The organism is Marinifilum sp. (genome assembly GCF_965230805.1).
Classification (GTDB): Bacteria; Bacteroidota; Bacteroidia; order Bacteroidales; family Marinifilaceae; genus Marinifilum.
The window spans coordinates 298,109-312,475 of sequence record NZ_OZ246019.1; the positions used below are offsets into that span (position 1 = coordinate 298,109).

Annotated in this window: 11 protein-coding genes; 7 read left to right on the forward strand and 4 right to left on the reverse strand. The window is 34.3% G+C overall.

What is annotated here, in order from left to right:
• Entirely contained in the window at positions 1 to 744 is a 744-nt protein-coding gene (locus tag ACO05S_RS01215; RefSeq protein ID WP_421919723.1) for a tetratricopeptide repeat protein, read from the forward strand.
• Between the two features lies 1 nt (position 745).
• On the opposite strand, the gene ACO05S_RS01220 is transcribed toward ACO05S_RS01215, so the two are convergent.
• Positions 746 to 1,693: a TIGR01212 family radical SAM protein gene (locus ACO05S_RS01220; protein WP_421919724.1), complete on the reverse strand. Its 948-nt coding sequence runs from the start codon at positions 1,691 to 1,693 to the stop codon at positions 746 to 748.
• Positions 1,694 to 1,912: 219 nt separating this feature from the next.
• On the opposite strand from ACO05S_RS01220, the gene ACO05S_RS01225 reads away from it, so the two are divergent.
• The 6 genes from ACO05S_RS01225 to ACO05S_RS01250 all read left to right on the forward strand — a co-directional run bounded on the left by ACO05S_RS01225 (position 1,913) and on the right by ACO05S_RS01250 (position 8,701).
• Positions 1,913 to 3,469 (forward strand): DUF4301 family protein, encoded by a 1,557-nt coding sequence (locus tag ACO05S_RS01225; protein WP_421919725.1) that lies wholly within the window; start codon positions 1,913 to 1,915, stop codon positions 3,467 to 3,469.
• Positions 3,470 to 3,643: 174 nt separating this feature from the next.
• Entirely contained in the window at positions 3,644 to 5,047 is a 1,404-nt protein-coding gene (locus ACO05S_RS01230) for a tetratricopeptide repeat protein (protein WP_421919726.1), read from the forward strand.
• Positions 5,048 to 5,080: 33 nt separating this feature from the next.
• Entirely contained in the window at positions 5,081 to 6,013 is a 933-nt protein-coding gene (locus tag ACO05S_RS01235) for a DUF368 domain-containing protein (protein ID WP_421919727.1), read from the forward strand.
• Positions 6,014 to 6,180: 167 nt separating this feature from the next.
• Positions 6,181 to 6,924, forward strand: a complete 744-nt coding sequence (locus tag ACO05S_RS01240) for a shikimate dehydrogenase family protein (RefSeq protein WP_421919728.1) — start codon at positions 6,181 to 6,183, stop codon at positions 6,922 to 6,924.
• A gap of 175 nt (positions 6,925 to 7,099) precedes the next feature.
• Entirely contained in the window at positions 7,100 to 7,705 is a 606-nt protein-coding gene (locus ACO05S_RS01245; RefSeq protein WP_421919729.1) for a hypothetical protein, read from the forward strand.
• Between the two features lie 45 nt (positions 7,706 to 7,750).
• A complete protein-coding gene (locus ACO05S_RS01250) occupies positions 7,751 to 8,701 on the forward strand; it encodes a TRM11 family SAM-dependent methyltransferase (protein WP_421919730.1) in 951 nt (316 codons plus the stop codon).
• Positions 8,702 to 9,125: 424 nt separating this feature from the next.
• On the opposite strand, the gene truA is transcribed toward ACO05S_RS01250, so the two are convergent.
• The 3 genes from truA to ACO05S_RS01265 all read right to left on the reverse strand — a co-directional run bounded on the left by truA (position 9,126) and on the right by ACO05S_RS01265 (position 14,270).
• Positions 9,126 to 9,881, reverse strand: a complete 756-nt coding sequence (gene truA / locus ACO05S_RS01255) for a tRNA pseudouridine(38-40) synthase TruA (RefSeq protein WP_421919731.1) — start codon at positions 9,879 to 9,881, stop codon at positions 9,126 to 9,128.
• A 556-nt stretch (positions 9,882 to 10,437) separates the two neighbouring features.
• Positions 10,438 to 12,420 carry a DUF3857 domain-containing protein gene (locus ACO05S_RS01260; RefSeq protein ID WP_421919732.1) on the reverse strand — a complete coding sequence of 661 codons (1,983 nt, stop codon included), beginning with the start codon at positions 12,418 to 12,420 and terminating at the stop codon, positions 10,438 to 10,440.
• Positions 12,417 to 14,270, reverse strand: coding sequence for a DUF3857 domain-containing protein (locus ACO05S_RS01265; protein ID WP_421919733.1), 1,854 nt, complete (start codon positions 14,268 to 14,270; stop codon positions 12,417 to 12,419). Before ACO05S_RS01265 ends, ACO05S_RS01260 begins: the two co-directional genes overlap by 4 nt.
• Positions 14,271 to 14,367: the final 97 nt, after the last annotated feature.

The window sequence follows — 14,367 nt, forward strand, 5'->3', positions numbered from 1 at the left end:
ATGAAACCATTCTACCACAAATCATTTTATTTTATTTTGTTATTAGGGTTTGTTGTCTTATTTGCCAATTGTGAGACATCAAAACAGGATCGACAAAACGAAAAAGGAATTGAAATGCTTGCAGAAAATCAATACGAATCTGCAGTTAAACATTTTAGTTTAATTATAAAAGAAGATAAAAACTACCTGCCTGCTTATTTTAATCGTGCAATTGCTTATTCATATTTAAATAATAACCGAGTTGCAATTGAGGATCTAAATTTTGTGATTGGCAAACAAATATACGAAGAAGAAGCTTATTTAAATCGTGCCATCTTATACGAGAATCAAAAGAACTACAAGCAGGCAATAGAAGATTACTCCAAGGTTTTAACCATTAATCCAAGAAACATTAAAGCTTACCATTACAGAGGCATTTGCAAGTACTATTTAGAAGATTACAAAGGTGCAATTACTGATTATAACCGTTCAATAAAAATTGGACTTAACTCATCAGGGGTTTATTACAACAAAGCAGTTTCCTTAGATTGCACCGGTAATTTTAACGAAGCCATAAAATTCTACAGCAAAGCAATTAACATCGATAAAAAACTCGATAGAGCTTATTACGCAAGAGGAATTGCAAAATTAAAGACTGGAGATAAAAACGGAGCTGTAAAAGACATCAAAACATCCATTAAAATGGGATTTAAAAATGGTTCCAGGGTATTAAAGCAGATCGAGTTAATGTCTAAAAGTATTTAATCTAGACCTCAAACAACCTACCCTGCCAGGTACCTCTTTCTTTTAATAAATTATTCAGTTTGTTTACAAACTGATAATTTTTAAGTCCCCATTTTGGAGCAATTAGCCAACCTGGAGGAGTCTGATTTGTAAATCGCTCCAACATCACATCCGGACTAATCCTTTCAATTACATCCACAATAAAATCCAAATACTCTTCTAATTCAAACAAGTAGAATCGTTCAGGAGCCTCTTGATACTCCTTTGCCATTTGTGTGTCGTTTAAAATCTGTAGCTGATGTAGCTTTAAGCTTTCAATAGGTAATTTTGACAAGCGAATAGCATGATTCAACATATCTTTCTTGCTGTCGTAGGGAAGGCCATTGACCAAATGAGCTCCTATGTGAATGCCACGATTTGCAGTCCTTAATATGGTTTGCTCCGCTACTTTATAATCATGTCCTCGATTGATTGCGAGCAAAGCTTGATCATTAGCTGACTCCACACCATATTCTACTCCGATATAGTATTCTTTTGCCAAATTCTCTAAGTAATCCAAAACATCATTACTCACACAGTCTGGTCGGGTTCCTATTACCAATCCCACCACTCTCTCATGCGACAAAGCCTCGTTATATAAACGTTTTATTTGATCGATATGACCATAAGTATTTGAATATGCCTGAAAATATGCTAGGTATTTTTGTGCATGGTATTTAGCATTAAAGAAACTGATTCCCTCCTCTATTTGGTTGGTAATTGACTTTTTAGGGCTGCAATACTCTGGGTTAAAGCTGTTGTTATTACAGTAGGTACAACCGCCTACCCCCTTACTTCCATCACGATTAGGACAGGTGAATCCTGCATCAATGGAAACCTTTTGAATTCGTTCTGAAAATTTGCTTTTAAAATAGGAAGGAAAGTCATTGTATCGTCCTTTATGCCCCCATGGAAATGTATTATCAGTCATTTAATATCTTATTTTCTATTAAAAATACAAATAGTAATTGAATTGAAAACGAAACAATTCTCTCTAAAAATTCAAGTTTTCAATTTTTGTTTCAATTCCGTTGCTAATATATCAAATTTCTGTAATGCATAATTTTTTTCCTTATTAAAGCTCAATGTTTTTTCTTTTATTGAAAGTATTCTTTATCTTGCTTGGCACACTTAAATTAAAACTTTTACCATGTTTTCAGAACAAGATCTATTACAATTTGAATCTAAGGGAATATGTAAAGAAAAAATTGAAGAACAAATTAAGAACTTCAACAATGGATTTCCTAAAATGAAATTAAAAAAACCGGCTACAATAGAAGACGGTATTACAAAAATTCAAGATGAAGAACTTGAGGTTTACGAAGAAGTATACAATGCGCATTCTAAAAATCTCTCGCTTTTAAAATTTGTTCCTGCATCAGGCGCTGCTTCAAGAATGTTTAAATGCTTGTACGATTTTCTTAACACTTATCAGGACACCGAAGATGAGTATTTAAAATTCCTTTGTAATAAAGGTCCTGAAACCATGTTCAATTTCTTTGACAGATTAGAAGATTTCGCTTTTTATGGCGACCTGAGAAATGCAATAACAGAAGAAGGTTTGGATATGGATAAAATGGCTGATAAGAATCAGTTCAAAGAGATTTTATCTATGCTTTTGAACAGCAAGGGGCTTAACTATGGCAACCTACCTAAAGGTTTATTAAAGTTCCATAGATACAAACAATACTCAAGAACGGCTTTTGAAGAGCATCTGGTTGAAGCATTGAATTATGCCAAAGATGAAGCAGGGAATTCAAATATCCATTTAACTGTTTCAGAAGATCACAAGGTACTTTTTGAAGAACGTTTTAATAAAACTTGTGACACATTCGAAGAAAAATATGAAGGAAAATTAAACATTTCATATTCAGTTCAAAAATCTTCTACCGATACCATAGCAGTTGACATTAATAATGAACCTTTCCGCAACGAAGATGGATCAATTTTATTCCGTCCAGGTGGACATGGTGCATTAATTGAAAATCTTGATGAGCTTGATGCTGATGTTATTTTCGTTAAAAACATCGATAATGTAGTTCCTGATCGTTTGAAAGAGACAACCTACAAATATAAGAAAGTACTTGCTGGTGTGTTATTAGAGAATCAATCAATTATTTTTAACTACATCAAGATTTTAAAAGCAGACAAAGACATTACTGAGGAAACGCTTAATGAGATGGTTACTTTCCTTGAAAACAAACTGTGTACGATTCCTCCTTCAAGTTTGAAGAAAGATAATCCCGATAAGCTTAAGAAGTATTTATTCGACAAACTAAATAGACCAATTCGAGTATGTGGAATGGTTAAAAATGAAGGCGAACCTGGTGGGGGTCCTTTCTGGGCTAGAAATTGGGATGGTTCAGTTTCTTTGCAGATTGTTGAAGGTTCTCAAATTGATAAATCAGACGTAAGACAAAAGAATATTCTTGAAAAAGCAACTCACTTTAATCCAGTTGATTTGGTTTGTGGTACCAAGGATTACGAAGGAAATAGTTTTGATTTAAATCAATTTATAGACCCTCAAACAGGCTTTATCTCTGAAAAATCAAGTAATGGTCGAGATTTGAAAGCGATGGAACTTCCTGGTCTTTGGAATGGTGCCATGTCCGATTGGAACACCATATTTGTTGAGGTACCAATTATCACATTCAATCCGGTAAAAACAGTTTTCGATCTTCTTAGAATAGAACACAGAAATTTATAATTAAAGAATAATTAACAAACGGTCTTGCATTGCGAGACCGTTTGTTTTTTTGCGATTAAATCAACATTTCAAGACAAATGAATATGAATTGTTAATAATCCGCGTTCGATTGTAGCTTGATAATTTTAAAATAAATTCTACTTTTGCAATGCAGAAATCATTTTAATTTGATAAATGATAGATAATACAGAAAACTATCTTGATGGCGATGTACTTACCGTTGTAAGCCGATACGAAGAAATGATTAAAGCGAATGAGCTTTATTACTTTGATGTACATGAATTTGAAAGCATCATAGATCATTACATCGAAAAAAACAAGTATAGCGATGCGGTTAAAGTTACCAACATTGCAAGCAAGCAGCACCCTTCGGCAATATCTATACAAATTAAAAAAGCTCAGGTTTTAATCAATCGTGGGCAACATCTCGAAGCACTCGCTATCTTAAACAAAGTACAGGGAATAGAATCGTCGAACAAAGAAATTTGGCTTTTAAAAGGTAATGTCTATAACCTAATGGGTAAGCACAAAAGTGCGAAAAAGCAATTCGACGAAGCTCTTAAAAAAGAGCATGAAAACCGGGAAGATTTGCTTTTCAGAATTGCGATGGCATTTGAACAATTGAATCAGTTTGATATAGCCATTGACTACCTTGAGGAGGCTTTACGATTAAACGAAGAAGATACAGAAGTTCTTTTCGAATTGGCCTATTGTTATGAAAAACTAGGTCTTAATGAGCAAAGTATCGAAACCTACAGCAGATTTTTAGAGGTTAACCCCTTTTCGGATAATGCATGGTACAACATTGGAATAGTATACAATCGCATATCTAAGTTTACAAAAGCCCTGGAAGCATACGAATTTGCTCTTGCCGTTAACCCCCAACATAGCAAAGCCTATTTTAACAAGGCCAATGCTTTAGCAAACTCAGGAAAATTTGAAGAGGCGATCAAACACTACATTGAGTATTTGGAGTTCGAAGATGATCATGCCTCAACTTACTCCTATATTGGTGAATGTTTTGAAAAATTAAATGAATACGATCAGGCTCTTAATTATTACGAAACTGCCATTAAAACCAATGAAAAACTTCCCGATCCATGGTTTGGGATGGGATTGATTTTGATGTATCAAGATAAAATAGATGAAAGTTTGGTTTATCTGGAGAAAGCAAAAAAATTAGACGATGAAAATCCGGACTATTGGTTTGCATTGGCTTCAGCTTACTCAAGGTCTCAATCACCGCAAAAAGCGGTAAAAGCATTTCGAGAGGCCATTGATTTAGACCCTTACGATCCTACATTCTCAATCACATTAGCCGAATTTTATCATCAAAATGAAAAAAAGGAAACGGCAATAGATGTTCTCTTGGAAAGTTTGGGATACAATCCTGATTCCACGCAAATCCTGAACAACCTTGCTGCATATTACATGTTATTGGATGATGTAAGCACAGCAGAACACTATATCAAAAAATCTACCGACTTTGAATCCCATAACATACAGGATATATTTATTCAATTTCCGGAGCTAGAAGACAATGAGGATTTTAATAATATGATCCTATTATATTCCTAATCCTATCATATCCATTTCACGCACAAAACAATTATGTCTAGAAAAATTAAAGATTATGTTCTTATTGCCCTAAAAGGAATGGGAATGGGAGCTGCCGATGTTGTGCCCGGAGTTTCGGGGGGTACCATAGCATTTATAACTGGTATTTACGAAGAGTTAATCAACACCATTAAATCGGTAAACCTAAGTTCTATCAAGCTGCTTTTACAATTTAAGTTGAAAGATTTTTGGAAAGCCGTTAATGGTAACTTCCTATTGGCCTTAATTTCAGGAATAGTAATTAGTTTTCTTTCGTTGGCAAAGCTGATTAAATACCTATTGGAAACACAACCCATCCTGATTTGGTCATTCTTTTTCGGGCTTATTGTAGCCTCGGCAATTGTAATTGCAAAGAAAATAAGCGAATGGAAAGCAAGAACCATTATCGCAATGATTGTTGGAACCGCTATCGCCTATATGATTACCGAGATCACACCAGCCGAAAGCCCTACAAGCTATTGGTTCTTATTTATTTCGGGAGCTTTAGCCATTTGTGCCATGATTCTGCCAGGTATCTCCGGAGCATTTATCCTGGTTTTGTTAGGATCATACAATCATATTTTAAGTGCATTGAGTAGTTTTAAAATTGATGTTATTGCCATAGTGGCAGCAGGTGCTGGTGTGGGCATCCTAAGTTTCTCTCACCTATTAAGTTGGTTGCTAAAAAAGTATCACAACATGACCATTGGTTTGCTTGCAGGATTCATGATTGGATCATTAAACAAAGTTTGGCCTTGGAAAGAAACCATTACTACAAGAATTGATAGACATGGAGAGCTTATTCCTGTACTTCAAAAGAACATTCTACCCGGAAAATTCGAAACGCTATTCAATCAAGACTCTCAGATATACTTTGCTTTAATTTTAGCTCTTGCAGGATTCTTGCTAATTTGGATTATGGAAAAATATTCTCCCGAAGAATCCTAATAAGTTGCAATTACACAAAGCTTAAAATGCTTAAGGTATTTTAGACTCAGAAACATCTGATTCAGACTTGCAGAGATGCTTCTTTTTCAACCGAATCACATTAACACTGCACTTGGCAGACAGTCTTCAGTTGGTATAGCAAGATAGAATTATTACATAAAGATAATATGAACACCTACGGCATTCTTGGATTTCCTTTGGGACATTCCTTTTCTAAAAAATATTTTGAGGAGAAATTTGAAGCTTTAAACATCGAAGCTGAATTTCTGAACTTCGAGCTTCCCTCTATTCAAAATTTACCGCAAGCCTTGAAAGAAGCATCAAATCTTAAAGGCTTTTGTGTAACCATCCCTTACAAAGAAAAGGTAATTCCCTTTTTAGATGAAATAGATCCTTTAGCTGAAAAGTTAGGTGCGGTAAATTCTGTTCAGATCATACAGAACAGGGAACGAACCAAATTAAAAGGATTCAATACTGATATTTATGGATTCCAGGAATCCTTAAAGGAATTTATTGGCGAAAAACGACCAAAGGCTCTGATTTTAGGCACTGGTGGTGCATCGAAAGCTATAGCCGGTGGACTGGAAGATTTAGGAATTGAATACCAATATGTGAGTCGATCGGCCAAAGCCAACCAGTTTAACTACGAACACCTTACTAAAAAAATCATAGATCATTTCAAATTAATTGTAAACTGTACCCCCCTGGGTACATTCCCGAAAGAAGATACCTGTCCGGATATCCCATATCAGAGCATAGGCAAGGAACACTTTCTTTACGATTTGGTTTACAACCCTGCCAAAACTCTATTCATGAAAAAAGGAGCTGAGCAAGGAGCAAAAACTCACAATGGTTTAAAAATGCTTCACTTGCAAGCTGAGAAGAATTGGGAAATATGGAACGCAGAGTAGTTAGGAATTCAAACTCGGATAAGACTAAAGTTGTATCCACAAAGAAGAAAGATAAAACACTTTAAGCTAGTAAACCTCTCTGGAGAGCCCCTTCGGCATGCTGGAAAATTGCTTGGTTAATTATATTTATTTTGATAGTTTTGGAGATTGATTATTAAACAACAAAACCCTGATTATGGAAATAATTAACTTCAAAAAAGGAATACTAACAAGCATCTGTGCAATTCTATTATTTGCCTGCGATAACAGCGAAGAATTTCAAGACAATCCAGATTATTTAAGAGATAAATTTAATGGCAAATATGAGTTGATCTCTTCTGCTTCTAAAAAGGCTGTTGACTTAAATAATGATGGAAATGCTTCGACAAACCTCCTTGATGAAAATTCCATGATTTTATTATCCACGATTGAAATTAGAATACCCCGTGTAAATGAGATTTTCATTGAAAATAATGAATTTGTTTTTAACGAAATTTGGCCTACAGAGAATGAACATAGATTGAAAAACAAGGATCTTATTGCATTATCCAAAACTTACAATGGTGAATACGACCTTTACGGTAACACCTCAATTGGTAAGTTTAAGGATGATTTGAAATCAGGAACTTTCAGAAATGAAATCAATAATGATGAAAAAAACACATTAGTTGAGCTGAAGTCAATAGATTTCTTAAATAATGATAAAGTTGAAGTTACTCTTATAAGAAAGCTTTATACAATAAATGGGTGGGTCAAAACTCAAATAAAATCAGAATACAAGCGTTTTTCCAGCAATACATAAGCGATTTTCTCACATAGCAACAGCATTCCGTTTCCCCATAAAAACATGCAAGCAAACCAATACATCTACACCTACATTTACGACCATACCGAAAGTGAGCTGTGCAAACTCGAATCGAAATATCTTTTTGGTAAGGAAGACAAAAACAAACAACTTTTATCTGATATTAAAGTTGATCCTTCGTGCAGCGCTTATATTAGGAAAAGAGTTGATATTAAACTACAGTCTGAGATTTATTTGGAGTTGATAGAGAAGATCAAAAATGAAAAGATCTTTGTAGATGATTTTAAAGTTGAGTATGTGGTTTTAGATGGGGATAAAACCAGATATAACGACAGGTTAGACAAGTTAAGAGATGTTGGCTACAAGATTGATGGAAACCCCGAATATTACAAACCTACAACTACTTTTGCTATCTGCTGTTACGAAGACACTTGGTATTTTGGCACATTGCTTAAGAATGATTTCGACTGGGAAAAGCACAACAAAAAGCCATTTTCTTACAGCAACTCAATCAATATAAACATTGCCAAAGCGCTTGTAAATATTGCTGCCCAGAACAAGAAAGAAACAAAACTGCTGGATGCCTGTTGTGGCGTTGGCACAATCATGTTGGAAGCCTTTTTTGCTGGCAATAATATCGAAGGCTGCGATATCAACTGGAAAGTTTGCAGGCAAGCAAGAGCAAACCTGGCTCATTTTAATTATAAAGCTACTGTTTATCGGTCCGACATTAAAGACATTGATAACAGATACGATGCTGCCATTATCGATTTGCCATACAATTTGTTTAGCTGTGCCAACGATGATACTTTTTTACACATTCTCGAATCGGCAGCACAAATTGCCGATCGACTTGTTGTTGTATCTACAACTGATATCGAGCACATAATCGACAAAATAGACAGGAAAGTAATAGATGTTTGCACTACAACTAAAAGAGCCAATGCAAATTTCGCCAGAAAGATATGGGTTTGTGAGCAGATTAGCATCTGATTTAGGTTTGCCCTGATTAAAGTAACAGATTTCCCCTTTTAAGTAAATAATATACTTGTCAAAACAGTTGGTATGATCTATTGAATTAAGTCAGATAATCATATTGTCAACTCGCCCTGCAATACCCTCAACTCAAACGGTAATATCATTAACTCGGATGGGTATTTTGCTTACTATTATGCCATTATGGCTGACTCGGATGGGTCTGTATTTGACTCGGATGCCAATTTGGCTGACTCGGATGGGGTTGCAGGTGACTCAGATAAGTATGTTGTTGATTCGCATCGGTAAATACTGGGCTGTAGCGATATTTTATTTACTTAATATTAAAAAGCGCAGCTGAATATCCGACAGGCATTATTTTTTACTTGCTTTTTAATTACACGAATAAGTATGAAGCCCTATGACTTCGGAACAATCGTAATTACAAATTCTTAATTGTATCCGGGTATTCTATCTCAGCTAAAAACAATCCGTGTCCAGGTACCGATGAACCCGCATTAGAGCGATTTTTACTTTCGATTACTTTTCGGAAATCATCCAGATTCATTTTGCCACGGCCAACTTCTACCAAAGTACCAACAATGGCACGAACCATATTGCGCAGAAAACGATCGGCCTTAACGGTAAACATCAATTCATCGCCATTCTCTTTCCATTCTGCTTGGTAAATTTTGCAATTGTTGGTTTTAACATCGGTGTGAAGCTTGCTAAAGCTGGTAAAATCTTCGAACTCAAAAAGAATCTTAGCCGCCTGGTTCATTTTCTGTACATCCAAATCGTAAGGAACTTTCCAATGCGACTCCAAGCGAAAAGGGTTCTTCTCTTTGGTAATAAAATAATGGTAGGTTCTGGCTTTGGCATCAAAGCGTGTATGAGCCTCTTCCTTCACCCTAAAAGTTTGTTTAATGGCAATATCGCTAGGCAGAAAGCGATTCAAACGAAAGCTCAGCATGTCGCAATCAAGGGTTACTTGTTCATCCACATCAAAATGGGCATAAAAATCGCTGGCATGAACGCCGGTATCTGTCCTGCCGCACCCCACCACATTAATTTCGCAATTTAAAATGGTACACAAAGCCTTGTTCAAAACCTCCTGCACCGTAATTGCATTGGGTTGTATCTGCCAACCATGATAATTGGTTCCTTTATAGCTTAACCTGATAAAATATCGTTTCAAATTGTAGTTTTTTTATTATTGACAGAGTCCTAAATTAATCTGAGAATTTTGAGTTTTGTTATAACTAAAAACAAGGCATAAGCTTAGCTAGTGTAAAGAATGCTAATTCCCCGAACTAATTTTTTGACCTATTTTCCTTTCTACTGCGTTAAGCTTTTTCGCCGTAGCTACGGCTATGCCTGTAAACCTTGCCTTGTAAAAAGAAAAATATTTTCAAAAACTTTAATTCGTTTTATTAACACTCTTCACACTAGGCCGATATTATTTAAGGAAGAAAAAACTCAAAAGAACAAAAGAAGGAAACTTATTTCATGCTAATACTTGTATTAATTCGCAACAAAAATAGCAAAAAGTTAAAGAGGGAAAATATTCAGGAACAATCGAAGTTTATAACTCACCCATTATTTCTTTCACCTCTCTCCTCCTTGCAAGCGATCCGGTTTTAGTCAAAGAAAACAGTAATCCATCAAAAGTTCATTTTTAGAACCTTGCTTTGTAACACAAAAAAGAAGTTGAATCTCAATAGAGATTTCTTTAATTAGATATTTTTAAAGCTCTATAAGGATTTGTTCCGTTTTAAAATTATTCTCTCATTCAATTTACTCACAACCGAATCGTAAAATGCCTTTAAATTGTTATAATTTTCCGGTTTATACTTTAACTGATTTCTCTTTACAACAGCTTTTACCTGTAAAAAGTTTGATACAGGCAATATAGAGTAATGATATTCGAGCCCCAGCTCCTCATCAACAATTGTTTCTTTTTCGGGAAGAAATTCAACTTGACATTGATCAGGTAATTTAATTGTGGTAAATAATTGTTCATCTTCCAGATACCCATAATCTACCGGATATACACGACTCGCTTTATTCAGTAAATTTTCTTGATACGAATTGATTGGAAATGGATTAATAAGGATCTTATCCCCAACTTTATCCAGATTAGATCTTGAATTATAATTCACAACCAAAGGCTGTGCATTATTTTTTATATCTTTTGCAACCAAATTGGAAAGTTCAACAGGTGAGTCTCCAATAATATCGTATTGAATAGCACTGGTTCCTTTTTGGGAGATTTTGCTTCTAAATTTTTCAGCTTTGTACCCATCTACCTTAAGTTGATTTTTACCTTTAATCTGTTCTTTCTCCAAGTCAATTTCGATTGACTGGTTCAGTATTACCCGATTCTCTTTTGATGGATTCAAGGGCATAAATTCTGCTTTTTCATCCTTTTCGAGATTCTTTACAATTAGTCCATAGCCATTAATACATTCTTGGGGCAATAATCCGATTGGAAGAAATGGATGTGTTGCATCCATAAAAAGAAACTCATTTTGATCCTTTACAAGCAATACCACATAATTGAATAAATTTAAGAATGGATATTTGTAATATACTTTACCATGATCACGTGTACTAAGAATAACAGGAAACGATTCTATTCCTGCTTCTTTAAGCAAAGAATGCAGGAACAAATTAACATCTGCTACATTACCTGTTTTACTTTCTAAAAAGCTCTTCTTTAATTGGGAACTAAACAATCCAAAATAACCATTCCACAAGTAATGTTTTAATACGTACTCATTTATTGCTTCTATTTTTTCTTTATCAGATTTATTCTCCAGCTTTAGATTTTCAAGAATTTTTCTAAGCTCTCTCTTATTGGCATTAATATATCCTCCGAAAAAGTCTGTTCTCTCTAACAGTTCTTCGTTTAACATCTCCCAGCTTGTCATCAATTCAAACTTTCCACCACGGTATCCAAAATAAGATTCAAGCTGAAAATCAATCATCATACGATTATCATCTTCACATGTAATCATGTTTTCCTCCTTAAATGCCGGAACATCTAGTGTTTCCCATTCATAAACACGGGTTTTATATTTTTTAGATAAAAATGTGAATCCAAACGGTTCAGTATAAACCGTATCTTTATGGTATTCTAAAAAACCTTTTTTTAAAACAATGTAGTTGTAGTACGGACAAAGACTTATTTTAAATTTACTTTGTCGAACAGGAATGTCATATTGAAAATACCATTCTCTTAAATCGCTCATGAATGGCGAAACAATCTTATAAGAATAATCGATAATACTACCTTCCTTCACGTTCGTAAAAGCATATTTTTTCTGATTCCACCATCTATTGATATTATCATCTAACAATACCTTTTTTTCTATAGTATTCTTTTTAATAACACCATTTTCCAGAGAATAACTTGTGGCTTTAAACTTTTTTATCTTTTCTTTTCCGTTTGCTCCCTGGTAATATGGTATTGTAATCTTTGCATAATCATACCCACTCTTATCGAGAACTTGTATGCGAGTTTTTTTCTCAAAAACAAACATGATCTGATAATCTTCTTCTATAAAGTAAACATTACCAACATCAAGAATGATTTGTGCAGCAGCATTTGAATCGATAGGACAAGCTCTTGCTTGCAAATCTTTAACACTTACCTCGGGAAACTTTCTCGAATTGATTTGAGAATATGATAATATTGAGATAAAAAACGCAATTACTACAATTAATTTTTTCACAATTTTCTAAGTAAGATTTTTTGATTTTCTATTTTATTGATGGCGTTAATAAATCTTTTAAACTCCTCATAATCCTCTTTCTGATAGATTCCTTTATCTAAACAAATTCTTTTATTCACCGATAAAACAGAGTCTTTATAAGTATAAGTTAATTGAATACTGCCAAAGCTTGAAGTTAGTTGATCATCCTCCGGAATATCATCCAGTTTATAGCCTTCTGGTATGCAATAATTAACAGAATCAGTACTCGTTACATTATTCCGAATTGATATGGGATGGTTTCGATTTGCCGGAAGCGAATTGGGTATGAATCTGCTACAATTAAATGGTTTAATCAGTAAATTTGAACCAAACTTTTGAATGTGTTGCTCTAATGTAATTTCTGAATCCTCAACATACCAATTAATAAAATCCTGCTTCTGAAAACTATAATTTATCGAGTTAATTTTATAATGATCAAACGGCAGTTTAAAATTTTCAACTCCCCTTCTATCTATCGTAGTATCTTTCGCTAGCAAATTGGTATATTTCTCGAAGGCCACACCACTTAAACTCCTTCTTAAACTTCCCTGTAGTTTAGTGTCCTTAATTACAAGTTCTGCAAGTAGGTGATTTGAATTATTCTTATGTGAAAATGAAGGTGTTTTGATAACAAAACTATTCTCACCATCACAAACCAAAGCATGTTTACCGCATGTAAAACTTCCCCAATAACCAAAAGGTATGTTTTGATTGGTGCATTCTAACCAAACATCACCGCTTTTTAATGGAACATACAAAACTGCATGATTAAAATACTGCCCTACAAAACAAGTATCTATGTCTGCTTTTTCATCTCCAGCTCTAATTAGCGAATAGTATGATTTAATTCCAATCACTTTCAACATGGCTTTCATGTAATTGGTTAAAGCTTTGCAATCGCCATATTTATTATTGCACACATATTTTGCATCAAAGGGTTTCCAACCACCAATACCTATAAAAACACCTATATACCTGGTTTCATTTTGCAAATATTCATAAAGGATTCGTACCTTCTCTAAATCAGTTTGTGCATTTTTTACGAGTTCTTTTATTTTGGCAATCTCATTATCTGGTAATTCATTCAATCCTTTAATCAAATTAGAGTACCAAGAGCCTAACTTACTCCAGGAAATCAACTCGCCTTGCAATTCTCCAAATGTAAATTTGTCGGGACTAAAGCGAGCATAAGGATAAAAAGCTTCACTTGGTGATTGAAAAAACTCATCCTCATAAATCGGCCTTACATTGGATACTTGCCATGAGTAATGATGATAAGCATCTTTTTTTAACAGAACAGTATCAGCTTTAAAGTGATAGAATTTATAATGAAATGGATAATCTTCGGGTATTTTGAGATGGTAACTTGATTTCCGAACAGGAATATTCAAGAAGGCTTGAGGAGACCAATCAGGAAAAGAAATAAATTCTTTAGATTTTTGTGAGTAAGCCAGCTCAATTACATATGGATAACTATCGTAATGGGCGTTAATCTCTTTGTATCTATAATCGTGATGAAAGTAATTACTTAAGGCCGAATAATCCCCAATCTCTTTCTTTTTAATATTTTTTACCAATTTGCCATTACTGTCAAATATCGATACCGATAAATTTTCGGGCAAGGCTCTATTGGTATAGTAGATTTGCATATTGGCAAATCTTCGTCCTTCCGGCGAATTAATTTTTAATACTTTGCGATAAGTGGTAAATAGTTGAGCGGTTTTATTCACCTCACAGGATATGCTATAATCCAATAATTCTGCATGAATCGATTGTGCCCATAAAGGGACCTCGAGCAATATAAAAAAGATCAATAAGCGATAAACCATTGAATAAAATAATTTTACACACTAAAATAACTATTTAACAAACATCTATTAAATAAGCCACATTATTATTCTGTGTAAAAAGATTAATTTTTTGTTA